This window comes from Sphingomonas sp. PP-F2F-A104-K0414, assembly GCF_004340945.1.
Classification (GTDB): Bacteria; Pseudomonadota; Alphaproteobacteria; order Sphingomonadales; family Sphingomonadaceae; genus Sphingomonas.
The window spans coordinates 59,004-83,826 of the sequence record NZ_SLYD01000002.1 but is presented as its reverse complement, the minus strand read 5'-3'; the positions used below and the strand labels follow the sequence as shown (position 1 = coordinate 83,826).

The following is a 24,823-nucleotide window of genomic DNA, read 5'->3' as shown; positions in this document are numbered from 1 at the left end:
ATACGCATTGCGCGCGGGCGTGCAAACCCAAGCAATAGTTTGGCACGCGCAATTTCGCATCGTTCCCGGCTGACGTTCTCGGCTGACAGGGCGCGTTTGCCCGGGTAGCCTTGGTCATGATCTTGAAAACGCTTGGCGCTTCGCTCGTCCTTCTCTGTGCCGTTTCCGGCTCGGCGCAAACCGTCGCTCCGGCGACACCGGCTACGCCTGTTCCGGCCGAGGCGGTGCCGGCGGCGACCGTCTCGATCGTGATGACGACCAGCGAGGGGCCGATCACGCTGGCACTGGAAAAGGAGCGCGCGCCGCTGACGACCGCGAACTTCCTACGTTATGTCGACCAGAAGCGGCTTGATGGGGTGACGTTCTATCGCGCGATGAACCTGGGGCAGGGGACCGGGCTGATCCAGGGCGGGCCGCAGAACGATCCGAAGCGCATCTTGAAGCCCGTCGCGCATGAGCCGACCAGCAAGACCGGGTTGTCGCATGTCGATGGGACGATCTCGCTGGCGCGGTTGGCGCCGGGGACGGCGACGGCGGATTTCTTCATTACCGTCGGGCCGGTGTTGTCGTTGGATGCGAACCCGACGGGAAGTGGGGATACCGCTGGGTATGCGGCGTTCGGGCATGTGGTCGAGGGGATGGATGTCGTGAAGCGCATCCTTGCTGCGCCGATTTCGGCGACCGCTGGGGTTGGGGTGATGAAGGGGCAGATGATTGCCGCGCCGGTTAAGATTCTGACGGTTCGGCGGGCGAAGTAGCGCAGGACTTTACGTCACCTCATCAACTCCACCACCCCGGCGAAGGCCGGGGCCCAGTTGGAAAGTTTGCAGTAACGGCGGACTGTGCGTCGTTATAGCCGTCCCCCAACTGGGCCCCGGCCTCCGCCGGGGTGGTGTTGGGGAGGGGCAGTTTAAATTTCAGCGCTTGCTGTTCCCCGCATTCGTGAGGGAGCAGAAGACGGCTAAGCCTCAGGCGGCGACGGCGTCCGCCTTGGTCGCCATCCACGCTTCGGCTTTGGCGAGCGCGGGGGCGTCGTCGACGTCGATCCAGTCGATGTCGCTGCAATCGACGATCCGGGCTAGTCCTTGCGCGGCCAGCAGGCGGACGCCTTCGGTGAGGGAAGGGCTGGCGAGCGTTGCCAGCGCATCCGACAGCGCAGGGCCGATCGCGAAGACGCCGGTGTCGTAGCAGTCGTGGGGTTCGAGGCCCTTGCCGATCGCGACGATGCGGTCGCCTTCGGTGGCGACGCAGGTGACGTCCTCGGGGTCGACCCAGTCGTGGCCGAGACGTCGGTCGATGCCGAGGCGGAGACCGCCGCCGGCACCGCCACGCGCCATGCGGGCATAGAGTTCGGGGCTGACGAGGTGGTCGCACATCGCAAGAATCGCTTCGCTGCCGGCCAGCGCATCGCGTGCCGCGAGGACCGAGACGCCGTTGGGCTCGCGGTGATCGGCGAGCACCGTCTCGACCGCCAGCGGCCAGCGCCGGCTCGCCAGGTACGCTTCGATCGCCTCACGCCCGTAGCTCACCGTCACGATCGCGCGCGCAAAGCCAGCCTCGGCCAGCCCTTCGAGCGCGTGGGCGATCAACGGCCGCCCCGCCACCGCGCAGAGCGGTTTATACGGGGCGGAGGTGCGAAGGCGGCTGCCTTCCCCGGCGGCGAGGATGATCGCCGTTTCAATCCGGGGCGTCTCGATCATGTCAGGCGGCCTTGATGAACCGCTCGACTTCGATCTGCGCGAGATCGTCGGTCATCTGCGTGCGCGGGTGCTTGCAGAAATAGGCCGATGCAGGGTCGATTACGCCGGCGATGCCGCGATCCTTGGCGATCTTGGCGCAACGGATCATGTCGATCGCGACACCCGCCGAGTTGGGGCTGTCCTCGACCGAGAGACGCAGCTCGATGTTCATCGGCACGCCGCCGAACAGCTGGCCTTCCATGCGCAGGAAGCAGACCTTGTTGTCGTTCTGCCAGGGCACATAGTCCGACGGGCCGATATGGACGTTGTCGTCGTCCATCCGCTCTGCCGCGACCGACTGAACCGCTTCGGTCTTCGAGATCTTCTTCGACTCGAGACGGCGATGGTTCGACATGTTGAGGAAGTCGGTGTTGCCGCCGGTGTTGAGCTGATACGTGCGATCCAGCTTCACGCCGCGCTTGGCGAACAGGTCGGTCAGCACGCGGTGGACGATCGTCGCGCCGAGCTGCGCCTTGATGTCGTCGCCGATGATCGCGACGCCGGCGTCCTCGAACTTCTTCGCCCAGACGGGGTTCGAGGCGATGAAGACGGGGATGTTGTTGACGAACGCCACGCCCGCTTCGATCGCGCACTCGGCGTAGAATTCGGTGGCTTCCTGCGAACCGACCGGCAGGTAGTTCATGAGCACGTCGGCGCCCGATGCCTTCAGCTCGGCGATGACCTCTTCACGGGTCGGCTCGGCGGCGTCCGAAACAAGGAACGTGCGGTCGTCCTTGAAGTCGGCCATGTGGTCGGCAACGCCGTCCAGCTTCTTGCCCATCTTCACGATCGTGCCGGTGTTGCTCACGTTCGGTGCGAACACCGCGGTGCAGTTGGGCTTGGCGAAGATCGCCTCGGCGACGTCCTTGCCCACCTTGCGGCGATCGACGTCCCAGGCCGCGACGACCTTGATGTCGCTCGGCTTGTAGCCACCCATGTCGAAATGCATCAGGCCGACCTGGTCGTTGGCGCCCTCACGGTAATGCTCGAGGCCTTGCACGAGCGAGCTCGCGCAGTTGCCGATGCCGACCACGGCGATCCGAATGCTATTCATTACTGACCCTGTTCCTTACGAAAGATGCATGCGCGACGCGGTCTTTGGTCGCGTTGCAGAAGTATTACGAACGAAAGCCCGCTCGACACGACGGTGCCAGACGAGCCCGACGATGGCCACGAGCGTCAAAGGGACGATCTCGAACCACCAGAAGATGCGTGGGTTGCCCGCGAAGCAGGCGACGAAGATCGCCCATACCCGGACATTCGCGGTAAGCAAGGCCATGAAGCGCAACGGGGCGACGGCGCGGGCCCCGTACACGGCGCCGAGCGCGACCGGATCGCTGGCCTGGCCGAGCGTCCGCTCGAACGGCATGGCGATCCGGTCGATGCTGCTCGCGACGCCGTCGTAGAAGCGGACGAGAGCGTTGCCAGTCGGGACGGGAGGCGCTTCGAGCGCCACGCCCTTGATCCGGCGATGGAAGCGCGAGCGCTCGCCTTCGTACATGTTCGACTGCACCGCGTGCGCGCCACCGGCGGCGAAGGCGAGGATCCAAGCTTCGGGTGTGTCGATCGTCAGCGCGAGCGAAACGTAGATCAACGCGAACACGCCGTGATCGCATAGACCGTCGAGCATCCGGCCGAGCGGGCTGGCGGTCTTGGTCGCGCGAGCGACCATGCCGTCGAGTCCGTCGGCGATCAGCCAGCCGATCGACAGCACGAGACCGACCAGCGCCAGCGCCCAATTGCCCCATTGGGTATAGGCGAGCGCGGCAGCTCCGCCGAGACAGAGCCCCATGACCGACACCGCATTCGCGGAAATTCCACGCGCCAACGCGAGCGGCAAAAGCGCACGGCCTGCCGGGTGTATCAGCCAAAGGTTAGATGGGATCTCGATCCGGCGATCGCGCGATCCATCCGGTGGAGCCACTGTCATAGGATTTTCATAATGCGCCGCGCGGGCGGTTTATGCAAGGTAGCGTAGCTAAGCCTATGGAACGCTTGACCGCAATTCTTCGATCCACGTCGTCGCGATCCCGTCCGACGGCGCCCGCCAATCACCGCGTGGCGACAAGGCACCGCCCGCCGAGACCTTCGGTCCATTGGGCATCGCCGACCGCTTGAACTGGCTGGTCGTGAAGAACCGGAACAGGAATTTCTCGAGCCATTTCCGGATCGTCGGGAGGTCGTAGGCCACGCGGGCATCCTCCGGCAGGTCCTCCGGCCACGCGCCGACGCTCGCATCGCGCCATGCATGCCAGGCGAGAAACGCGATCTTCGAGGGGGCGAGTCCGTGACGGATCACGTAATGCGCGAAGAAGTCGTTGAGCGCATACGGCCCAATCATCGACTCGGTGCTCTGCAATGCGCCGTCCGCGCCGGCCGGCACGAGCTCGGGCGAAATCTCCTGAGCGAGGATCGTCGACAGGATCGCATCGGTCGCCGCGTCATACTGGTCGGTGCGGATACACCAGCGGATCAGGAACTGGATCAGCGTCTTCGGCACGCCGCTGTTGACCACATAATGGCTCATCTGGTCGCCGACGCCGTAGGTGCACCAGCCGAGCGCCATCTCGCTGAGGTCGCCGGTGCCGAGCACGATCCCGCGGCGCTGGTTGGCGAGACGGAACAGGTAATCGGTGCGCAGCCCGGCCTGCACGTTCTCGAAGGTGATGTCGTAGACGGGTTCGCCTTCGCTGAACGGGTGGCCGATATCCTCCAGCATGCGGCGGGCGGCGGGCTTGATGTCGATCTCTTCGGCGGTGATGCCGAGTGCGCGCATCAGAGCCCAGGCGTTCGCCTTGGTCCCTTCGCCGGTCGCAAAACCGGGCATCGTGAAACCGAGGATGTTGGCCCGCGGGCGGCCGAGCCGGTCCATCGCCTTGGCCGCGACGATCAGCGCGTGCGTCGAGTCGAGCCCGCCGGAGACGCCGATGACGATCGTCTCGGCATGCGCGGAGACCAGCCGCTTCGACAGCGCCTCCACCTGGATGTTGAACGCCTCGTAGCAATCGTCGTCGCGCCGCGCGGGGTCGTTCGGGACGAATGGGAAACGGCGGATTGCGCGCTCGAGACCGCCGTCGGTCAGCACCGGCGCGTGATCGAACGCGATCCGTCGGAAGCGCGTTTCGGGGTTGCCGGCGAATATCGCCGCATCGTTGAACGTGCCGTTGCGCAGACGCTCCTGCGTGATGCGTTCGCAGTCGATGTCGGCGATCACCAGTTCGGGTTCAGTCGAAAACCGCTCAGACTCGGCGATCTGCTCCCCGAGTTCGTGGATCAGGCCTTGGCCGTCCCATGCGACTTCGGTCGTGCTCTCGCCCGGTCCCGCGGCGGAATAGATATAGGCACACGCCGCGCGCGCGGATTGCGACGCCGCCAGCATCGCCCGCTCGCGTGCCTTGCCGATGACGATGTTCGACGCCGACAGGTTGCAGCAGATCAGCGCACCCGCGAGCGCGCCCGCGGTCGAGGGCGGGGTGGGGGCCCAGTAATCCTCGCAGATCTCGGCATGGACCACGAAGCCGGGCAGGTCGCGCGCGGCGAAGATCAGGTCGGTGCCGAACGGTACCTCTTCACCGTCGAGGTCGATCGTCAGCCCGGTCAGGCCGGCGCCGCTCGCGAACCAGCGCTTCTCATAGAATTCGCGGTAGTTGGGTAGGAACGTCTTCGGCACCACGCCCAGCACGCGCCCGCGCGCGATCGCCAGCGCGCAGTTATACAACCGCCCGTTGCGCACCAACGCCGCGCCGACCAGCAACACCGGCCGCAAGGTCGCGCTCGCCTCGACCACGGTCGCGATCGCCGCCAGCGTCGCGCGCTGCTGGGCGGTCTGGAGATGCAGGTCGTCGATCGCATAGGAGGTGAGGTTCAGTTCGGGGAACACGACGAGGTCGACGCCCTTCGCGTCCGCCTCACGTGCCAAGGCGATCGTGGCCTCGGCATTCGCGGCGGTATCCCCTACCGACGCGCGCGGCGTGGCGGCGGCGACCCGGATCAGGCCATGGCTGTGGATCGCGTAGAATGGGTGCGTCATGTCACACCGATACAAGTGCACGGCCGCACGCGCTACCGGCTTGCCAAGGCGCTCACGTCACTGCGAGGCGTTCGGCAAAGGCCGGATCGCGCCAGGCTTCGGTTTCGAGAATGTCCCGCAGGATGTCGCCCGCGCGCCAGACGTCTTCGTGGCTGAGATACAAGGGCGTCAGGCCGAGGCGGAGGATGTCGGGATCGCGGAAGTCGCCGATCACCCCGCGCGCGATGAGCGCCTGCGTCAGTGCATAGGCTTCCGGGTGGCGGAAGCTGATGTGGCTGCCGCGTCTGGCGGGGTCTCGGGGGCTGACGCAGTCGAGGCCGAGCGCGTCGCCGGCGGCGGCGAGGATGGCGAAGAGCTGTGCGCTCTTGGCGGCGACGGCGTGCTGGTCGATGTCGGCCCAGAGGTCGAGTGCGGTTTCCAGCGCGGCGGTCGAGAGCATCGCAGGGGTGCCGGCGAGCCAGCGCTTCATGCCGGGCGCGGGGCGGTAGGCATCCTCGAACGCGAACGGTGCGGCATGGCCCATCCAGCCGGAGAGCGGGCTGGCGAGCGAATCCTGCCAGCGCTTGGCGACGAAGAGGAACGCCGGCGCACCGGGGCCGCCGTTGAGGTATTTGTAGGTGCAGCCGACCGCGAGATCGGCGTTCGCGCCATTGAGGTCGATCGGGACGGCGCCGACGCTGTGGCTCAGGTCCCAGAGCATGAGCGCGCCGGCATCGTGCGCGCGGGCGGTCCACTCGCGCATGTCGAAGCGGTCGCTGGTCTTGTAGTGGACGTGCGTGAGCAGCAGCACCGCGGTGTCGTCGTCGAGCGCGGCGGCGAGGTCCTCGCGGGCGACCACCTTGAGGCGCGCGCCGGGGACGCAGGCGACCGCGCCCTCGGCGATGTGGAGGTCGGTCGGGAAGTTGCCGGCTTCGCTGACGACGGTGTGGCGCCCCGGGTTGCTGCGCAATGCGGCGACCAACGCCTTGAAGAGATGCGTCGAGGTGGTGTCGCCGATGATCACCTCGTCGGTGGCGGCGCCGATCAGCGGGGCGATCTTGGCGCCGATCCGTTGCGGGGCGTCGATCCAGCCTTCGTTCCAGCTGCGGATGAGGCGGTCGCCCCATTGGCGGGTGGCGACGTCGGCGAGCGCGGCGGGGGTCGCCTTGGGCAGCGCGCCGAGCGAATTGCCGTCAAGATAGATCACGCCGTCGGGAAGCGCGAACTTGTCGCGGCAGGCGGCGAGCGGGTCGGTCGCGTCGAGCGCGCGGGCGTCTTCGAGAGTCACTTGGTCATCCCCAGGTCGGTAAGAATGAGCCGCTTTGCTTCTGCCCAGGCGGCGGTTTCGGGGGCGATCAGTTCGACATGGCCGGTCGCGGGAATCGTGTGGAGCGTGGCGGTGTCGCCGGCCGCGGTCGCCTTGGCGATATAGTCGGTGGCCATGACGAAGGGGATGATCCGGTCCTCGCGGCCGTTGATCAGGTCCTGCTTTACGCCGAGCGGGAGCAGGCGCGGTACCGAGGTGTCGGCATAGATGTCGGGGTGCTGCGACGTCGGCGTGCCGACGAGCTGGGTCACGACCTCGGTACCGCAGCCGTTTTTGGGGTTCGCCGCGGTGGCTTCGAGATCGGGGAGACCGCCGAGGCTGATGACATGATGGATGCGGAGCGGATGCGCGCTGTAGAGTGCGCTGGTCTTCGCAATCCGCGGGCGGGCGGCGAGCCAGAGTGCGAGGTGACGGCCGGCGGAATGGCCGATCGCGACGACGCGGCGTGTGTCGAGGTTGAACGTCTTCGCGTTTACGGTGAGTTGGTCGGCGGCTTTCGCAGCGTCCTGGAACGTGCCGGGATAGCCGCCACCACTCCGGTCGACGCCGCGATAGTCGATGTTCCACACCGCAACGCCGGCGTTGCGCAGGTCGTCGGCGACCCAGTTCATCATGCTGCGATCGGCGATGCTGGTCGTCCAGCAGCCGCCATGGACCATCACCACCACCGGCAAGCGGCCTTTGCCGCCGGTCTTGCCCTTGGGGAGCCAGACGTCGACCTTCTGCATCTGGTCGGTTCCATAGGCGATCGTCGCGTCTGGCGTCGGCTTGGGGCGGGCGGTGAGCACGGACCAGGTAAGCAGGTCGGCGGCGGCGGGCATCGGCATCGTGGCCAATGGTAGCAGCAAGGCGGTGGCGAGGAATAGGCGCATCCGGCGACGCTAGCCGACCGTCATCGACCTGTCCCGTCCGTAGACGCCGCGTCGTAAATTTTGCCCCGAACCCGGCGAAAGTCGGCGTAGAGAAGATGTAGAAGTGATCTGCGGCCACGCGGATCGAGCACGGGGGTGCGCCTTGAAGATCCTGGTGTTGTCGAGCCTGTACCCGAATGCCGTGCAGCGGCGTCACGGGATCTTCATCGAGCACCGTGTCGGTCATGTCGCCCGGCCCGGCGACGAGGTTCGCGTGGTCGCGCCCGTGCCGTGGTTCCCGAGCGCCGATCCCCGGTTCGGGCGCTATGCCGAGTTCGCGAACGCGCCGCATGCCGCGGTGCGCCGCGGCGTAACCGTGACCTACCCGCGCTATCCGGTGGTGCCGAAGATCGGCATGATCGCGGCGCCGTGGCTGATGGCGGCGGCGCTGTACCGGCACATCGCGCGGATCCGGCGTGAGTTCAATTTCGACGTGATCGATTCCTATTATCTGTATCCGGACGGCGTCGCCGCGAGCCTGCTTGCGCGGAAGTTCGATCGGCCGTTCGTGATGAGCGCGCTCGGCACGGATGTCAGCCTGATCCCGCACTACCGCGCCGAACGCGCGATGATCCTGGCGGCGATCGACCGGGCAAGCGCGACGACCGCGGTGGCGGCGGCGCTGCGCGACGAACTGATCGCGATCGGTGCGGCGCCCGGAAAAGTCTGTGTGGTCGAGCACGGGGTCGATCTCGTGCTGTTCTCGCCGCCTGCCGACCGCATGGCCTTGCGACGGCGGATGGGGATCACGGCGCCGACGGTGTTGTCGGTCGGGCATCTGATCGATCGCAAGGGGCATGACTTCGCGATCAGAGCGATCGCGACTTTGCCCGACGTGCGGTTGATGATCGCCGGCGACGGGCCGCGCGGGGGGGCGTTGCGCGCGCTGGCGGCCAAGCTCGGCGTTGCGGGACGCGTGGATTTCCTCGGCCATGTCGACCAGCATCGATTGCCCGACCTGTACGGCGCGGCGGATCTGACCGCGAGCTGCTCCGATCGCGAGGGGATCGCCAACGTCCTGCTCGAGTCGCTTGCCTGCGGAACGCCTTTGGTGGCGACGCCGGTATGGGGTTCACCCGAGGTGGTGCGCGTGCCAGAGGCTGGCGTGCTGACCGCGGATCGATCGGATGCGGCGATCGCCGAGGGGATCGCGCGGTTGCTCGCCGACCTGCCCGATCGGGGCGCGACGCGGACTTACGGCGAGCGCTACGACTGGCGCGAGACCGGGCGGCAGCACCGCGCGCTGCTTGCCGCGGCGATCGCCGGGCATGTCCCCAAGGCGCCACGAGAACAAAAGGTGACGATGACGCGCGGGATGCTTTGATCGTTACGCGCGCGGCTGCTATCGATGCGTGCAATGGCCAGCAGTGATTTCAAAGACCCCTTCGACAGCATCGTCGACGCCCCCTTCGATAGCGCGCTCAGCGAGCGGTATCTGGTCTATGCGTTGTCGACGATCACGGCGCGGTCGCTACCCGACGTCCGCGATGGGATGAAGCCGGTGCATCGGCGCCTGCTCTGGGCGATGCGGCTGCTGAAACTCGATCCCGCGCAGGGCTACAAGAAGTGCGCGCGGGTCGTCGGCGACGTGATCGGCAAATACCATCCGCATGGCGACCAGTCGGTCTACGACGCGATGGTGCGCTTGGCGCAGTCGTTCGCGATGCGCTATCCGTTGGTCGACGGGCAGGGCAATTTCGGCAACATCGACGGCGATAACGCGGCTGCTTACCGGTACACCGAGGCGCGGCTGACTCAGGTCGCGATCGACCTGATGGATGGGCTGGACGAGGACGCGGTTGCGTATCGTCCGACCTATAATGGCGAGGATCACGAGCCAGAGCTGTTCCCGGGGCTGTTCCCGAACCTGCTGGCGAACGGCGCGAGCGGGATCGCGGTCGGGATGGCGACGAGCATCCCGCCGCACAACGCCGCCGAACTGCTCGAGGCGGCGATCGTGCTGATCGATACGCCGGACGCGGACGACGCGGCGATCCTCGAGCATGTGAAGGGGCCGGATTTCCCGACCGGCGGGCTGGTGGTCGATCCGCCCGCCGTCATCCGCGAATCCTATGCGACCGGGCGGGGCGGGTTCCGCGTCCGTGCGCGCTGGGAGACCGAGCGCGAGAAGGGTGGCGGCTGGCAGTTGATCGTCACCGAGATCCCGTACGGCGTGCAGAAGGGCAAGCTGATCGAGCAGATCGCCGAGCTGATCAACGCCAAGCGTCTGCCGATCCTCGCCGACGTGCGTGACGAATCGGATACCGAGATCCGCATCGTGCTGGAGCCGCGTAGTCGCACGGTAGATCCGCAGATCCTGATGGACGGGCTGTTCCGGCTGACCGACCTCGAGACGCGAATCAGCCTCAATCTCAACGTGCTCGACAAGGATCGCACGCCGCGGGTGATGAGCTTGCGCGAGGCGCTGGCGGCGTGGGTCGATCACCAGTTCGTGGTATTGCGCCGGCGGACCGAGCACCGGCTGAGCAAGATCGCCGACCGGGTCGAACTGCTCGACGGGTATCTGATCGCGTACCTCAACCTCGACCGCGTGATCGAGATCATCCGCACCGAGGACGAGCCGAAAAAGGTGATGATCGCCGAGTTCGCGCTGACCGATCGCCAGGCCGAGGCGATCCTCAACATGCGGCTGCGCAGCTTGCGGCGGCTCGAAGAGTTCGAGATCAAGACCGAGCGCGATAAGCTCGACAAGGAGCAGGCGACGCTGGCAGCGCTGCTCGCGGATCCGAAGAAACAGCGCGCGCGGATGAAGCGCGACATGGCGAAGATCCGCGATCGCTATGGGCTGGAGACGGTGCTCGGCAAACGCCGTACGACGATCGAGGAGGCCGCACCGACGCGCGACATTCCGCTCGAGGCGATGATCGAGCGCGAGCCGATCACCGTCATCCTGTCGCAGCGCGGCTGGATCCGGGCGATGCGTGGCCACAACGATCTCGCCAGCCCGGAAGCGCTGAAGTTCAAGGAGGGCGATGGCCCGGCGTTCGCGTTCCACGCGCAGACGACGGACAAGCTGCTGCTCGCGGCGGAGAATGGGCGGTTCTACACGCTGGCGGCGGACAAGCTGCCGGGCGGGCGTGGCTTTGGCGAGCCGGTGCGGGCGATGATCGACCTCGACGGCAGCGTCGGGATCGTCGCGCTGCTGCCCGCGAGCCGGCATCCGAAACTGCTGATCGTCGCGACCGATGGGCGTGGCTTCTCGGTGAGCAGCGCTGACGTGATCGCCGAGACTCGCAAGGGCAAGACGGTGATGACGCCGCGGCCGGGCGCGCAGTTGAAGATCGTCCGGCCGATTGGTCCCAATGACGATTACGTCGCGGCGATCGGCGATAATCGCAAGATGCTGGTGTTCCCGCTCGCCGAACTGGTCGAGATGACGCGCGGGCAGGGGCTCCAGTTGCAGCGCTACCGCGATGGCGGGCTGGCGGATGCGATCACCTTCACCTTCGCCGAGGGTTTGAGCTGGGCGATGGGCGGCGGTAGCGGGCGGCAAAGAACCGAATCGGACTTGGGGCCGTGGCGTGCGGCGCGCGGTGCGGCGGGGAGAATGCCGCCGACGGGCTTCCCTCGCGACAATCGTTTTGGCTGATCCAGCGGATAGCACGCTGTAAAATCGTGCGATTGGCTAAAACTGACAGATAACCGGTCTATTCGGTTCCTTCAGGACGTCTTAACGAAGGTCGGCTAGGCAGGGGCATGGCATCGATGGCCCCGGAAGCGATAGCGCAGAACATTGTTGCGACCGACCTGGTCGCACGGGCGCTTGAACTCATCCCCATTCCCGCGGCGCATCTCGTGCTGACCGGAGGCCAGTTCGAGCTGTTCGCGATGAACCGCGCGTACCGGCTCGCGGGCCTTGGTGTCGTGGCGGAACGGTCGCCGATGATCGTCGACCTTGCGCCGCGTATCGTCGCCTTTCTCGAATCCCAGCTGATCCGGACGGACTTCGAATGGGTGCTCGGCGACGCGATCGACTGTCGCTATTACCGCGTGACGATCGCCCGTTCGTTCGCCGCATTCCGCGACCGCTGCACGATCAGCTTCGTCGACCAGACGTCGCAGGTTCAGACCGAGCGCAGCCTCCGGCGCGAAATGACCACCGACAGCCTGACCGGGCTGCCCAACCGCGAAGGATTCGAGGACCTGATCGAGGGGGGCGAGGATCGTAGCGCCAACGCCGTCCTCGCGATCGATATCGACCGGTTCGGGCGGTTGAACTCGTGCCTCGGTTCGCTGGCGGGCGACGAATTGCTGATCACCGTGGCGCGTCGGATCAAGGGCGCGCTCCGCGCAGGCGATACGCTGGCACGGATCGGCGGCGACCAGTTCGGCATCCTGATGGCGCTCGACGGCAATCGTGGCGAGGCCCATGCGCTGGCCGAGCGGATCCAGCGCACGCTGACGGCACCGTTCCGCCTGACCGATTACGAGATCAGCGTCGAATGCTCGGTCGGGATCGCCTATGGCGCCGACGAAGCCGAGGACGTCGCGGAACTGATCCGTCACGCGCAGTTCGCCGTGAAGCGCGCCAAGGCCAGCGGTCGCGCCGAAAGTTACCTGCCGCAGGACCTTGCGATCGCGCGCGCGCAGTTCAGCATGGAGACCGCGCTGCGGCGTGCCATCGCGAACCGCGAGTTGCGGCTGGCGTATCAACCGATCTGCGATCTCGCGACCGGGCGGATCGTATCGTTCGAGGCGCTGGCGCGCTGGACCGATCGAGACGGCCACGTGCATTGTCCGACGGATTTCATCCCGGTGGCCGAGGAATCGGGGTTGATCGTTCCGCTCGGACGCTGGGCGATCGACGAGGCGGCGCAGACCTTGGCGCGCTGGGACGAACGCTTCGGGGGTCATTGCGGCGTCAAGGTCGCGGTCAACCTGTCCGCAATCCAGCTGCAGCGCGACGACATTGCTCCGGTCCTGAGCGCTGCGTTGGACTCGACCGGCCTGACCGGTGACCGGTTCACGCTGGAACTGACGGAAAGCGCGATCGTGTCCGATCCCGACCGGATCGCGGGGACGATGCATGCGCTGAAGGCGCTCGGTACGACGCTGGCGATGGACGATTTCGGGACCGGCTATTCGAACCTGGCGTATCTCCAGAAATTGCCGATCGACGTGTTGAAGATCGACCGGAGCTTCGTGACGGGGATGCTCGCGGACCGCGACAAGGTATCGATCGTCCGCGCGATCCTGAGTCTTGCGCAGGCGCTCGGGATGAAGACGACCGCCGAGGGGATCGAGACCAACGAACTCGCGCAGACCCTGGCGGCGCTGGGGTGCACGTTTGGGCAGGGATATTTCTATGCGAAGCCGCTCGAGGCGGATGCGGCGTTTGCGATGATTGCGCGGTAGAGTTGGGGGTGCGCATCGATCGGCTTTGTTCTGAGCGCCGCCAAGGCAGCTGCCACTGTCATGCCCGTGGCGCGCTCTAGTCCAACCGCTACCGTCGTTTCAACGGCTACCGTCGTCCCGACAGCTCACCGTCCGAGCAGCACCTGCCGTCCCGACAGTCCACCGTCCCGACAGCCGGACATCCCAACCGCGCCCGTCATCCCAGCGAAAGCTGGGATCTCCTCGTGGAGCGTCCAGCACGCGCCAACCGGGATACCCCAGCTTTCGCTGGGGTGACGGTCGAGGGGCGGGCGAGTCCGAAGGGGCAGGCGAGTCCCACGGGTCGGGCGAGTCCGACGAGGCGGGCGAGTCCGGCGGCGCGGGGGTCTGGCGGGATGGGCAGAACTGAGGGGACGGGCGGGGCGCTGCGGTGAAGCGGGCGGAATACTTGGTCCACATTCCGACGATCCTCCCCCGGCAGGGGGAGGATTGCAGATCGGGCAGGTCTGCCGCGCTAGTTCAGCGTTTCGGCGACCATTTCGTCGGCGATCACGGCGACCCGTGCCGCGTCGGGGAAGCCTTCGACGATCCACTGTGTCTCGACCCTGCGCAGCATCGCCGCGACATCCGGACCCTTGCGCAGGCCGCGTTCGACCAGGGCACCGCCCGAGAACGGGAATGCGGGTGGTGTCCAGTCCTTGATCGCGGCCACGTCGTCGCCCGCGATCAGTAGCCGATCGATCGCGCCGGCCGTGCCTGCGCGATAGGCGAGCGCCTGGGGGCCCTCCTCGCCGGGGCCGGCGGTGGCGGCGATCAGGCGTTTGCGGTCGGTGTTCGATAGCTTCAGCCGCGCGCCGACGGCTTCGGCCGCGGCGGGTGCGATCGTCATGGCGAGGCGGCGGATCGGGTCGGGCGCGATGCCTGCCGCGGCTTCGCGGTCGGCTAGGAGGGCGAGACGTTCGGCTCCGGCGGCGTCGATCTCGGGGAGGACGGCGCGGAAAATGCCGCGCTCTACCATCAGCGCGACGACCGGCACCGCATTGGCGGCGACCAGCAGTTTGAGCACTTCGCTCGCAATCCGTTCGCGGGAGAGCGCCATCAGGTCGTTGGCGCGCGCGGTGCAGGCGTCGAGCCCGGCTTTGTCGATGATGGTGCCGAAGCGCGCGTGGAACCGGAAGAAGCGGAGGATGCGGAGGTGATCCTCGGCGATCCGCTGCAACGGGTCGCCGATGAAGCGCACGCGTCGTGCCGCGAGATCGTCGAGCCCGCCGAAATAATCGAAGATCTCGCCGGTCGCGGGATCGGCGTAGAGCGCGTTCATCGTGAAGTCGCGCCGCGCCGCGTCTTCGCGCCAGTCGTCGGTATAGGCTATGATCGCGTGGCGACCGTCGGTCGAGACGTCGCGGCGCAGCGTCGTCACCTCGACCGGCCCGGCGGCGGTGACCGCGGTGATCGTACCGTGCGCGAGTCCGGTCGGGACCGCCTTGATCCGCGCGTCCTGGAGACGCTCGATCACCTCCTGCGGAGGCAGGCGGGTGGCGATGTCGACATCGGCGACGTCGATCCCGAGCAGCGTATCGCGCACCGCGCCGCCGACGAAGCGCGACTCGCCCTCTGCCGCACCCAGAACCTTGGTCAATGCTGCAAGGCCGTCACGGTCGCGCCACGGCGCGGACGGGAGGATCAAGACCACCTCAGGCGGCGGGCGAGGTTGACGATCATCGCCGCGGTCGCACCCCATATGCGGCGTTCGTTCCACATGATCTCGTAATAATGCCGGTCATGGCCCTGCCATTCGAGCGTCGCCTCGACATGGTTCGCCTCGTCGAGAAGGAACGCGAGCGGGACTTCGAAGACGCTGGCGACCTCCGCCTCGCTCGGCGTGAAGATCAGGTCCGGCGGGATGATGCCGATGACGGGCGTTACCTGGAAGCCGGTGACGGTGCGGTAGCTGTCGGCCTCGCCGATCACCTGCACCCGGTCGCGGGGGAGCGCTATTTCCTCCTCCGCCTCGCGCAGCGCGGCGGTGACGACGTCCTCGCCGGGATCGATCCGGCCGCCGGGGAATGCGATCTGGCCGGGGTGGCGGCTCATCGTGTCGGTCCGCTGCGTCAGGATCACGCCGGGATCGGCGCGATCGGTGACCGCGATCAGCACCGCCGCGGGGAGCAGCGTGTCGGCGGCGGTGAGGTCGCCGTCATGCTGGTCTCCGGTGAGCAGGATCATGTGCGAGCCGGCGCCCTTGGCCAGTGCTGCCGCCAACCGTTCCGTCAGGCTCATGCGGCGGGCTCCAGCGGAAAGAACGCACCATCGCTCCACAGGCCGGCGGGCGTCTCCCCATCGGCGATCGCGCGCTCGGCGAGGTCGTAATAGACCGAGCGGACCACCAGCGCCTCCATCCCACCGCGGACGGCGAGGTAGGGTCGCGGGCCATCTGTATCCTCGACGAAGCGCAACGGATGCTCGGGACCTGCGGTGACGAGGTCGCCGGTGTTGAGCCGGAAGGCGAGCTTCGAGTCCCGACCGCTGCCCTCCGCCTTCATTTCGACCGCGATGAACGGCGCGTCCTCGACCTCGATATCGAGCTTTTCGACCGGGGTGACGAGGACGTGGCTGCCATCGGCCTCACGACGCAGGATCGTCGAGAACAGCCGGACCATCGCCGGACGCCCGATCGGCGAGCCCTGATGATACCAGGTGCCGTCACGCGCGATCCGCATCTCGCTGTCGCCGCAGTGCGTCGGGTTCCATTTCTCGACCGGCGGCAATTTGGCCTCTTCGACGAGCTTGGCGATCTCGGCGAGGCTGAGCGAGGCGATATCGGGAATGGGATCCATGGGCATGGCGGCGGACTAGGCGGGCAGGGGGCCGAGGTAAAGCGGCGCCTTATGCAGATGCGGTGACCGGCACGCGGGGACCAAGCATCCCGCTGCCGTCCGGCACCGCATCGCCGCGCGCGAGCAGGCGGTGACGTTCGACTGGACCGGGTGCGTTCCAGCGTGCGGTACGCGCGGCGGTGAAGCCGAAGAAGCGGCCATAATAGTCGGGATCGCCGATCAGCATCAGCGCATCGTCGAGGCCGGTCGCCGCGGCGGCGTCGAGCGCGCGCGCCATCAACTGCCGGCCGATTCCGTCGCCCTGATGCGTCGGCTCGACCGCGACCGGGCCGACCATGACGAGCGGGATCTGGCGGGTATCGTCGACCAGCGCGATCGGCCAGCATTGGATCGAGCCGACGAGCGCGCCGTCCTCGACCGCGGCGAAGCTGAGCGCGGCGATCGCCTTGCCGGCACCGCGGATCGTGTAGGCGGTGCGCGCGAACCGATCGGGCCCGAACGCGCGGTCGAGCAGGAACTCGACTGCGGTCGAGTCGATGCTGTCGAGGGGGACGAGAGTGATCACCGGCATCTCCTGCCCCTAGTGCGTCCGAGCCTGGACAGCACCTGGTCGGTGGGGCAGCGCGCTTTAGCCTTGGCGAGGCTGAACGCAAGGATAACCGGCCGTCGGCGAACACGCCTGGCCGGACGGAGGGGGAGGGCAGGTACCACCGGTTATCGCCGCCTCGCCCTCCGACGCCTCCGGCGCCACCTTCCCCTGGCGGGGAGGATTGGTGGATCGGCCTTCGCACGACGCTTCGAAGAGCCGACTTTCATCTCGGCGTGCGTCTGCTAGAGGCGCGGCGATGGAAGACAGTCTTCAACTCGAAGTCCACGATCTCGAAGTGCAGGTCCTGACCGGCATCTATTCGGAGGAGACCCACCTGCCGCAGCCGCTGCGGATTTCGCTCACCGTGGATATGGTGTGCCCCAAGCGGTTCGACCCGGACACGCCGTTGTCCGCCTCGAAGAATTATCTCGATCTCAAGAACGCGGCGACTACCGCGCTGCCGGTCGGCGTGCACTTCACGCTGATCGAGGGCGTTGCGGATCACATTTGCGAGACGCTGTTCCTGCAGGATGCGCGGGTGCTGCGCGTCCAGGTGAAGATCGTCAAGCTGGCGATCGCCGAGGCGGACGAGGCGATCGGCGTGACGCTCGTCCGCCATCGCCGCTGACGCCATGCGGCTGACGCTGGAGCCGGGCGACGATGTCGCCGCGTTGGTGCGGGGGGCGATTGGCGACTCGCGAGTCGTGGCGATTGCCGCGACGCTGGACGTGCTGGCGATGGCGCAGGCGCGGGCGGCGATCGGGCCGCTGGCGATCGAACTGGCGCCTGCGACTCGGGTCAATGCGGTGGTGCAGACCGCGGGGGCCAAGCCCGCCGATGTGGATGCCGCGGTCGCTTTTCTCGAAGCGGCACGGTCCACCACCGGGCAAGTGATCGAGATCCGCCAGCGCTGATCCAGAACGATCCTCCCCGGTGCGGGGAAGATCATGGGGGCGTCTAGATCTTCCGCGTGCGACCGCATGGGCCGAGCGCGGCCAGCACGAACGCATAGTCCTCGCGCGCGATCGTCGCATCGGCGGCTTCGAGCGACGTGGTGCTCCGCTCGGGCAGGGTCGGCGGCAACGCGCACGCCATCCGGTACCACAGCAGAGTCTCGGGCGCGGGGGGGGCAGCCGACTCGTCGACGATCTCGCTCAGCGCAACGGCCCAGCGTGGCTGCTCGCCGGGGCGCCGCAGGATCGAGAGTGACACCGGACGCTGATCCGCGGTTGTCAGGAAAATCTGCGTCTCGCCCTCGCCGGGCAGCGCGCCGGCGACGTGGAAGGCATTGCCGACCCCGGTGATGACCGGCGGTGCATCGCTCGCCAACGCGTCTTTTGCGATCCGTCGTGCGCGCGCATCCGATGCGGGCGTCCAATCGAGTTGCGCGTCGGGCGCGACCAGCTGGACCTGGTTGACCGCCCCCGCCACCGGTCGGGCGAAGATCAGCACGCGTGCCTTCTTGAACTTGGGCACGTGGCCCGCCGAATCGGGCATGACGTCAAGCAGATATCCGATTCGTGGCGGCAACCCGTCCGCCCCCCGAACCAGCGCGGTAACGTCCACCTCGACATATAGTCGGACAAGCCCCGGGGCGAGATTGGGCGCTTCGGCCGCTTTTATCTTACTTGTCGATCGCACCGTTGCATCGGCGATGATCGGCGCGGACAGAACGAGGTCAGCGATGTCGGCATACCCGATGCGGCCAGCAGGATCCTGTTGCATCGCAGCACCCGAACCGGCGTCGTTACTGGCGGAAACCTGCGGCGCGACGGGCGCTTGCGCGGCACGGACGGGGAGCGCGACGAGCGCCAGCGAGAGGGCCGAAGCCGTAACGGGAAACAGTGGATTCATGCCCGCAAGCTACGCGACCGTGCCTGAACGATACAGAAATAATTCTGCCATCTTGCGATTGTACGTTTGTTGCGTCTGACAAAGCGTTTGCGTGTCGCATGACGTGGCGATAGGACTTGGCGACTGCCCCGTGGTTATTCCGGCCAACGGCAGACGTATGCGTCGCGTATTCAGTACGAACCATGCGTACGGAGCAGGCAGATTAAGGGAGTGTCGTTTCTGAATGGCCTATACTGACCAGAAGATGTCCGGAGGCAAAATCGTCGCGATCGTGATCGTCGCGCTGATTCATGCGGCCTTGGGCTACGCTTTCGTCACGGGCCTCGCGTACCAGTACGTGAAAAAGGCCCAAGAAAAGATGACGACGTTCGACGTGGAGCCGCCGCCGCCGCCGCCTCCGCCCGACGAGCCCCCGCCGCCGCCGCCTGACCAGCCAAACCTGCCGCCGCCGCCGACTACGGTCGTCACGCCGCCGCCGGTGGTTGTCACGCCTCAGCCCGCGCCTGCCATGCAGACGTCGAACATCATCCCGCTCAGCCAGCCGACGGCTCCGCCAGCGCCTCCAGCGCCGCCGGCACCGCCAGCAGCGCCGCCAGCGCCCAGGGTGTCGCAGGCTGCCGGTCTGAAGGGTAATCCGGCGCAGTATTTCGGTGCGGATAACTATCCGCCATCGGCACAGCGTGAGGGTGCGCAGGGTCGCGTGTCCGCGAAGCTGACGATCGGTACGGATGGTCGCGTGACCGGCTGTACGGTGTCGTCGGGCAGCGGCAACACGACGCTCGACGACGCGACGTGCCGCATCTCCAAGGCAAGGGTGCGCTTCACCCCGGCCAAGGACGAGAACGGCAATCCGATCGCCTCGTCGTACCAGTTGAACGTCCGGTGGGTCCTTCCAGAGGATTGATCCCACCTACCCTAACCGCACCAGATAAAATTCAGTCAGAGGACTAAACCGATCATGATCACCACCATTCTTGCAGCGGCAGCGCCCGCCGCAGCCGACGCCAACCCGTACGGCCTGCAAGCCGCACTCCGCGAAGGCGGTCTGATCTCGCAGACCGTGTTCGGCATCCTCGTGCTGATGTCGGTCGTCTCGTTCTACATCCTTTTCTCGAAGCTGTTTGAGCAGCAGAAGATCATCGGCCAGGGCAAGCGCGTCCGTCAGGCGTTCTGGTCGTCGAACTCCTTGCGCGAAGGTTCGGCCAAGCTCGAGAAGAACTCGGCCTACAAGCAGATCGTCGACGACGGTCTGGCCGCTCAGGAGCAGCATTCGAAGCTGACCGATCCGGTCGAGGCGCATGACTGGCTGCACGGTTCGCTGGCGCGTTCGGAAGCCGCGATCAACTCGAAGCTGGGTGGCGGTCTCGCCTTCCTCGCGACGGTCGGTTCGGTTTCGCCGTTCATCGGTCTGTTTGGTACGGTTATCGGCATCTACCGCGCACTCGTGAAGATCGGCGCATCGGGTCAGGCATCGATCGACAAGGTCGCAGGGCCGGTCGGTGAAGCCCTGATCATGACCGCCCTCGGTCTGGTCGTCGCGGTTCCTGCCGTTCTGTCGTACAACTGGCTGCAGCGTCGCAACAAGTCGATCGCAGAGGACCTGTCGGCCTTCTCGAACGACGTGCTGGGCTTCCTTGCTTCGAACGGTGCCGTCCGCCCGTCGATCGCCGGTGCTGCAAAGCCCGTCACGAAGCCTGTCACGACGACCACGACCGCCGGCCAGACCGGTGGCGTACCGCGCGCCAACTAAGACGTGCAAAAGGCGGGGCCTGCTGTCCGCAGCGGCCCCGCTTCATTGCCGCCGGCGGTTCCGGTGGCGATTATATGGATAGGATAGTTCGCACATGGCGATGAGTGTTGGTGGCGATTCCACCGAGAGTTCGATATCGGACATCAATACGACGCCGCTGGTCGACGTCATGCTCGTGCTCCTGATCATCTTCCTGGTGACGACGACCGTCGCGGTCCAGGCAGTGCAGCTGAAGCTGCCGGATGTTCGGTTCGATCCGACGATGACCAAGCCCGAGAACGTCTCGCTGTCGGTGACGTCGGCCAATAACCAGTGCCAGGTGTACTGGGGTCTTTCGCCGGTCACGCACGAAGAGCTGTTGCAGCGCGCGGTCGACAAGCTGAAAGCGGAGATCGCACGTCAGGGCGGTGTCAACGCGGCCGGTCTCGAATTGCCCGAGGCGCACATCCGCGGCGACGTGAACGCACCGTATCGCTGCATCGGCGCGACGATCTACACGATGCAGCAGGCCGGGTTCGCCCGCGTCGGCTTCATCTCCGAACCGCCTCCAGGCGGCACCACCGAACGTTGATGCCGAACGCTGAAGGTTGCTCGGACGTATTTAGGAGTAGTATAAGATGGCAATGAGCGGCGGCAAAGAAGATGGCGCGCCGATGATGGAAATGAACATGACGCCGTTGATCGACGTCCTGCTCGTTCTCCTCATCATGTTCATCATCACGATCCCCATTCAGACGCACGCGGTGAAGGTCGACCTTCCGGTCAACAGCAAGAACCAGCCGCAGAACCCGGTCGATCCGCAGAAGAACAAGATCACGATCGATCCCGCCGGTGTCGTCGCGTGGAACGGTTCGCCGGTCGACGAAGTCACGCTGCGCCAGTATCTGGATCAGTCCGCTGGCATGACGCCTGAGCCCGAACTCCACTTCCAGCCCGATCCGCAGTCGAAGTATGAAGTGGTCGATCGCACGCTGGCCGTTATCAAGCGGTCCTCGATCACCAAGCTCGGCTTCATCGGCAACGAGCAGTATCGCAACGACTTCTAAGTCGACTCGCGTACCTATCGAACTTCAAAGGGCGGTCCTCCGGGGCCGCCCTTTTTCGTTGTGCGCGGGAGGATGTGCAGGGGGCATCTGCGGGGCTCTTGCAGGACTTGATCAATGTACTTGTATGACAGTCATCGAAGTGACACACCGTTGTCATAAAAATGAAACCTTCGGATCGGCGAAGGTCCATGGAGATGAGCGATGCGCAAGACCGTCCTGTTCGTTCTCGCAACCCTCGGCGCAGTGACGCCGGCGCTGGCGGCGCCGTCCGCGACCGTCGATCGCACCGGCTACACGGCGATCGCGGCGGGTGATCTCTCGACGGCGGAACAGCGCATCGTCGCCGAGCGGAAGATTTTCCCGCAGCGTCCCGAGCTGATGTTGAATCTGGCCTCGGTCTATCATCGGACCGGCCGCGAGTCGGAAGCACGCGCGCTGTATGCCGCGGTGCTGGCGCGGCCCGCGGTCGCGATGGATTTGCCATCGGGTGCGGTGCTGTCGTCGCACGACATTGCGAGCCGCGCGCTTGGCCATCAGACGCAGCAGATCGCGACTCGCTAACGCTTTGGTTTCGGTAGTGATCGGGGAGGGGGGCCCCTCCTTGTTCTTCCGTGAAGGCCCAGTCTGGTCCTCCTTCTCGGGGACACAGGGTTGGCTGGTGCGTCAGGGGCGCGGAGTCGGCATCGGGTCGTGCATCGATGCGGCCTGCAACTACGCGCTGTTATGCATGGGGCGACTCGAGGACGTTTTCGCGTCGTTGGTCAGGACAGGTCGTTGAGGCAAAGACGTCTGTGCGGTCTGCGGTCAGTTCCGGCTGGGCGACGGGGAGGCCCGATCTGGTCATGCCGGGTACTATCCTACCGGCACCACCCCGGCGAAGGCCGGGGCCCAGTTGGGGAACGTTGCCAAAGATCGGCACGCTTCGTTATTGAGGCCTTTCCACCTGGGCCCCGGTCTTCGCCGGGGTGGGCGTGTGTGAGGCGGATGCGTTCACGACAGCGACTCAAGGTGCTTGAGGCAGCGCGCCAGGTAACGCGGACGCGTGTCGGGGGACTCAAGCAATCCGCGCTCCCGAGCGACGGCAACGTTTCAACCCGTCGGGGCCTCGCTCATCTTCAACCAAGCCCTAAAGCCGTGGCAGGGTTACCCCGCGTTGCCCCATATATTTCCCCGCACGGTCGGCATAGCTCACCTCGCACGGCTCGTTCCCCTTGAGGAACAGGAACTGGCACGCGCCTTCGTTCGCGTAGATCTTGGCGGGCAGCGGCGTGGTGTTGGAGAACTCCAGCGTCACATGACCCTCCCATTCGGGCTCGAGCGGGGTCACGTTGACGATGATCCCGCAGCGCGCATAGGTCGACTTGCCAAGGCAGATCACCAGCACGTCGCGCGGCACGCGAAAATATTCGACGGTGCGGGCAAGCGCGAAGCTGTTCGGCGGGATGATGCAGACATCGGTCTTGCGGTCGACGAAGCTGTTCGCGGCAAAGTCCTTCGGGTCGACGATCGCGCTGTCGACATTGGTGAAGATCTTGAATTCGTCGGCAACGCGCGCGTCATAGCCATAGGACGACAGCCCGTACGAGATGCAGCCATCGCGACGCTGTGCCTCATGGAATGGCTCGATCATCGCGTCGCCCAGCGCGCGCTCGCGGATCCAGCGGTCGGACATCACGGACATGGTAGCTCCTCTTCGCCGTGCGCTTTCGCTTGGATAGCGGGCCGCGGCAAGGGCACGTGCGCCACCCCTGCGCGATTTTGCCGCGAAAATGACGTTGCTCGCGATCTTCCGGATCGTCATGGGGGCGTCATGGAAATGTCATGAATCAGGCATCGCGAACCGCAGCGCGTCGTGTGCCATCCTCCGGCGTATCGGCGAGCGTCGTGCACGCGCCCGGTGGCGCGGCAAACGGTACTGCGCGGCGCTCCTTGTGGCTTTCGTCCCGGTTGCTGATCGCGATCGCCGGAACGCTTACGCTACCGGTCGCGGCGTCCGCGCAGACGGTGCAGGACCTGCAACGCCAGATCGACGAATTGAAGGCGACGATCGCCGAACTCAAGGCCGCACAGGTGCCGACGGCAAGCTCGACCAGTTCGACGCGGCCGACCACCGCGCCCGAGACCGACCTGGCTAACGCCGCGCCGCCACCTGTAGCCGTACCACAAGCACAGCCTCGCCCGGCACCGCAGCTTGCCGCTGCACCGACGGCGGGCAAGCAAGCCTGGTATGATCGCATCACGCTGCGCGGCTACACGCAGATGCGGTTCAACGAGATAGTGTCGGGCGATCGTACCGCGCCCGATGGCCAGTCGCGGCTGCGATCGGTCCATGACGGCGCGATCGGCGACAACAGCAATTTCTCGGTGCGTCGCGTCCGCCTCGTCCTGCAAGGCGATCTGACCGACCGGGTGTCGTTCTATTTTCAGCCCGATTTCGCGGTCAACGTCAGCAACCAGTCGGGGAGCGAGCGTCGTGAGGGCTTTGCCCAGCTTCGCGATGCGTATGTCGATACCTTCCTCGATGCGGGGCGCACGGTGCGGCTTCGCTTCGGCCAGTCGAAGGTGCCGTTCGGCTGGGAAAACATGCAGTCCTCGTCGAACCGCCTGACGCTCGATCGCAGCGATGGGATCAACAGTGCGGTGCCCGGCGAGCGCGACCTCGGCATCGTCGCCTTCTACACGCCACCGCAGGTGCAGCGGATCTGGGACCGGCTCGAGGACGACGGCCAGAAGCTGTTCGGCAATTACGGGGCGTTCGGGGTGGGCGCCTATAACGGACAGGGCATCAGCCGCGCGGAAACCAACGACGGCGTGATGACTGTGGCGATGGCGACATGGCCGTTCGCGCTCGACGGCTTCGGCAGCGCGTTCGCGGGGCAGGTGCTGGAAACGGGCGTAGCGGCGATCCGCAACCGCGTGCAGCCCGAACTGCGGAGCGGCGGAGTCAGCGATACGGCGTTCGCCGACGAGCGGTTCGGCGTCCACGCGATCCTGTATCCGCAGCCGATCGGGTTCCAGGCGGAATGGAACTGGGGACGGGGCCCCGAATATGATGCGACGTCGCAGTCGATCGCGACCAAGCGGCTGAACGGCGGTTACATCCAGACGATGGGGCGAGTGAAGACGTCGCCGCTCGGCCCGTTCATGCCGTATGCGCGCTGGCAATATTACCGCGGCGGGTGGAAGGCGCTGGCCAATGCGCCGCGACTCGAGACCGACGAGTTCGAGCTCGGGATCGAATTTCAGCCGACCCCGCCGATCGAGCTGACGATCGCCTATGCACGGATGGAGCGACGCGAGGCGGACGAGCGGCGCACAGGGAGGGCGGACGGCAATTTGATCCGCACGCAGTTGCAGTGGAATTATTGAGGCGAGGTTCGAGCTGGCGCGGCTGAGCTCGGAACCA

24 protein-coding genes are annotated in these 24,823 nt (G+C 66.2%); 12 read left to right on the top strand and 12 right to left on the bottom strand.

The window, feature by feature from the left end; all coding sequences use genetic code 11:
• The first annotated feature begins 116 nt into the window (after nucleotides 1–116).
• Nucleotides 117–758 carry a peptidylprolyl isomerase gene (locus tag C8J46_RS04570; protein ID WP_132735591.1) on the top strand — a complete coding sequence of 214 codons (642 nt, stop codon included), beginning with the start codon at nucleotides 117–119 and terminating at the stop codon, nucleotides 756–758.
• A gap of 210 nt (nucleotides 759–968) precedes the next feature.
• Here C8J46_RS04570 and C8J46_RS04565 read toward each other — a convergent pair whose 3' ends face one another.
• The 6 genes from C8J46_RS04565 to C8J46_RS04540 all read right to left on the bottom strand — a co-directional run bounded on the left by C8J46_RS04565 (nucleotide 969) and on the right by C8J46_RS04540 (nucleotide 7,923).
• The gene (locus tag C8J46_RS04565) at nucleotides 969–1,700 is read right to left on the bottom strand and encodes an NTP transferase domain-containing protein (protein WP_132735588.1); all 732 of its coding nucleotides are present in this window, start codon (nucleotides 1,698–1,700) and stop codon (nucleotides 969–971) included.
• Nucleotide 1,701: 1 nt separating this feature from the next.
• Nucleotides 1,702–2,793 carry an inositol-3-phosphate synthase gene (locus tag C8J46_RS04560; protein ID WP_132735585.1) on the bottom strand — a complete coding sequence of 364 codons (1,092 nt, stop codon included), beginning with the start codon at nucleotides 2,791–2,793 and terminating at the stop codon, nucleotides 1,702–1,704.
• 15 nt (nucleotides 2,794–2,808) lie between these two features.
• Nucleotides 2,809–3,567 (bottom strand): CDP-alcohol phosphatidyltransferase family protein, encoded by a 759-nt coding sequence (locus C8J46_RS04555; protein ID WP_243643219.1) that lies wholly within the window; start codon nucleotides 3,565–3,567, stop codon nucleotides 2,809–2,811.
• Between the two features lie 156 nt (nucleotides 3,568–3,723).
• Entirely contained in the window at nucleotides 3,724–5,769 is a 2,046-nt protein-coding gene (locus C8J46_RS04550; protein WP_132735580.1) for an NAD(+) synthase, read from the bottom strand.
• 52 nt (nucleotides 5,770–5,821) lie between these two features.
• Complete coding sequence (gene kynU, locus C8J46_RS04545) at nucleotides 5,822–7,036, bottom strand: kynureninase (RefSeq protein ID WP_132735577.1); 1,215 nt, start codon at nucleotides 7,034–7,036, stop codon at nucleotides 5,822–5,824.
• Nucleotides 7,033–7,923 carry an alpha/beta hydrolase gene (locus tag C8J46_RS04540; RefSeq protein WP_243643218.1) on the bottom strand — a complete coding sequence of 297 codons (891 nt, stop codon included), beginning with the start codon at nucleotides 7,921–7,923 and terminating at the stop codon, nucleotides 7,033–7,035. Before C8J46_RS04540 ends, kynU begins: the two co-directional genes overlap by 4 nt.
• Nucleotides 7,924–8,089: 166 nt before the next feature.
• Between C8J46_RS04540 and C8J46_RS04535 the strand changes: the two genes are divergently transcribed.
• The 3 genes from C8J46_RS04535 to C8J46_RS04525 all read left to right on the top strand — a co-directional run bounded on the left by C8J46_RS04535 (nucleotide 8,090) and on the right by C8J46_RS04525 (nucleotide 13,362).
• Nucleotides 8,090–9,310: a glycosyltransferase gene (locus C8J46_RS04535; protein ID WP_132735574.1), complete on the top strand. Its 1,221-nt coding sequence runs from the start codon at nucleotides 8,090–8,092 to the stop codon at nucleotides 9,308–9,310.
• 33 nt (nucleotides 9,311–9,343) lie between these two features.
• Nucleotides 9,344–11,596 (top strand): DNA topoisomerase IV subunit A, encoded by a 2,253-nt coding sequence (parC, locus tag C8J46_RS04530; RefSeq protein ID WP_132735571.1) that lies wholly within the window; start codon nucleotides 9,344–9,346, stop codon nucleotides 11,594–11,596.
• A 107-nt stretch (nucleotides 11,597–11,703) separates the two neighbouring features.
• Nucleotides 11,704–13,362: a bifunctional diguanylate cyclase/phosphodiesterase gene (locus tag C8J46_RS04525; protein WP_132735568.1), complete on the top strand. Its 1,659-nt coding sequence runs from the start codon at nucleotides 11,704–11,706 to the stop codon at nucleotides 13,360–13,362.
• Between the two features lie 493 nt (nucleotides 13,363–13,855).
• On the opposite strand, the gene C8J46_RS04520 is transcribed toward C8J46_RS04525, so the two are convergent.
• The 4 genes from C8J46_RS04520 to C8J46_RS04505 are packed head-to-tail and all read right to left on the bottom strand — an operon-like array spanning nucleotide 13,856 to nucleotide 16,743.
• Complete coding sequence (locus tag C8J46_RS04520) at nucleotides 13,856–15,082, bottom strand: CCA tRNA nucleotidyltransferase (protein ID WP_132736815.1); 1,227 nt, start codon at nucleotides 15,080–15,082, stop codon at nucleotides 13,856–13,858.
• Nucleotides 15,025–15,621, bottom strand: a complete 597-nt coding sequence (locus tag C8J46_RS04515; protein ID WP_132735565.1) for a CoA pyrophosphatase — start codon at nucleotides 15,619–15,621, stop codon at nucleotides 15,025–15,027. The genes C8J46_RS04520 and C8J46_RS04515 overlap by 58 nt, the downstream gene beginning before the upstream one ends.
• A complete protein-coding gene (locus tag C8J46_RS04510) occupies nucleotides 15,618–16,184 on the bottom strand; it encodes a DUF1285 domain-containing protein (RefSeq protein ID WP_132735562.1) in 567 nt (188 codons plus the stop codon). The genes C8J46_RS04515 and C8J46_RS04510 overlap by 4 nt, the downstream gene beginning before the upstream one ends.
• Before the next feature lie 43 nt (nucleotides 16,185–16,227).
• Nucleotides 16,228–16,743 carry an N-acetyltransferase gene (locus C8J46_RS04505; protein WP_132735559.1) on the bottom strand — a complete coding sequence of 172 codons (516 nt, stop codon included), beginning with the start codon at nucleotides 16,741–16,743 and terminating at the stop codon, nucleotides 16,228–16,230.
• Between the two features lie 280 nt (nucleotides 16,744–17,023).
• Between C8J46_RS04505 and C8J46_RS04500 the strand changes: the two genes are divergently transcribed.
• Together C8J46_RS04500 and C8J46_RS04495 are read left to right on the top strand one after the other, a co-directional pair.
• Nucleotides 17,024–17,395 carry a dihydroneopterin aldolase gene (locus tag C8J46_RS04500; protein ID WP_132735556.1) on the top strand — a complete coding sequence of 124 codons (372 nt, stop codon included), beginning with the start codon at nucleotides 17,024–17,026 and terminating at the stop codon, nucleotides 17,393–17,395.
• A gap of 4 nt (nucleotides 17,396–17,399) precedes the next feature.
• Nucleotides 17,400–17,681 (top strand): Rossmann fold domain-containing protein, encoded by a 282-nt coding sequence (locus C8J46_RS04495; protein ID WP_132735554.1) that lies wholly within the window; start codon nucleotides 17,400–17,402, stop codon nucleotides 17,679–17,681.
• Between the two features lie 43 nt (nucleotides 17,682–17,724).
• Here C8J46_RS04495 and C8J46_RS04490 read toward each other — a convergent pair whose 3' ends face one another.
• Nucleotides 17,725–18,621 carry a hypothetical protein gene (locus C8J46_RS04490; RefSeq protein ID WP_132735551.1) on the bottom strand — a complete coding sequence of 299 codons (897 nt, stop codon included), beginning with the start codon at nucleotides 18,619–18,621 and terminating at the stop codon, nucleotides 17,725–17,727.
• Between the two features lie 223 nt (nucleotides 18,622–18,844).
• On the opposite strand from C8J46_RS04490, the gene C8J46_RS04485 reads away from it, so the two are divergent.
• The 5 genes from C8J46_RS04485 (at nucleotide 18,845) to C8J46_RS04465 (ending at nucleotide 21,978) form a co-directional block, all read left to right on the top strand.
• Nucleotides 18,845–19,525, top strand: coding sequence for an energy transducer TonB (locus C8J46_RS04485; RefSeq protein WP_132735548.1), 681 nt, complete (start codon nucleotides 18,845–18,847; stop codon nucleotides 19,523–19,525).
• A gap of 54 nt (nucleotides 19,526–19,579) precedes the next feature.
• On the top strand, nucleotides 19,580–20,371 hold the full coding sequence (locus C8J46_RS04480; RefSeq protein ID WP_132735545.1) for a MotA/TolQ/ExbB proton channel family protein: 792 nt from the start codon (nucleotides 19,580–19,582) through the stop codon (nucleotides 20,369–20,371).
• Nucleotides 20,372–20,465: 94 nt separating this feature from the next.
• Nucleotides 20,466–20,942 carry a biopolymer transporter ExbD gene (locus tag C8J46_RS04475; protein ID WP_132735542.1) on the top strand — a complete coding sequence of 159 codons (477 nt, stop codon included), beginning with the start codon at nucleotides 20,466–20,468 and terminating at the stop codon, nucleotides 20,940–20,942.
• A 46-nt stretch (nucleotides 20,943–20,988) separates the two neighbouring features.
• Entirely contained in the window at nucleotides 20,989–21,417 is a 429-nt protein-coding gene (locus C8J46_RS04470) for a biopolymer transporter ExbD (RefSeq protein WP_165886455.1), read from the top strand.
• A 201-nt stretch (nucleotides 21,418–21,618) separates the two neighbouring features.
• Nucleotides 21,619–21,978, top strand: a complete 360-nt coding sequence (locus C8J46_RS04465) for a tetratricopeptide repeat protein (protein ID WP_132735537.1) — start codon at nucleotides 21,619–21,621, stop codon at nucleotides 21,976–21,978.
• 565 nt (nucleotides 21,979–22,543) lie between these two features.
• On the opposite strand, the gene dcd is transcribed toward C8J46_RS04465, so the two are convergent.
• Complete coding sequence (gene dcd, locus C8J46_RS04460) at nucleotides 22,544–23,098, bottom strand: dCTP deaminase (RefSeq protein WP_055878967.1); 555 nt, start codon at nucleotides 23,096–23,098, stop codon at nucleotides 22,544–22,546.
• Between the two features lie 140 nt (nucleotides 23,099–23,238).
• Between dcd and C8J46_RS04455 the strand changes: the two genes are divergently transcribed.
• A complete protein-coding gene (locus tag C8J46_RS04455; protein ID WP_132735534.1) occupies nucleotides 23,239–24,786 on the top strand; it encodes a porin in 1,548 nt (515 codons plus the stop codon).
• Nucleotides 24,787–24,823: the final 37 nt, after the last annotated feature.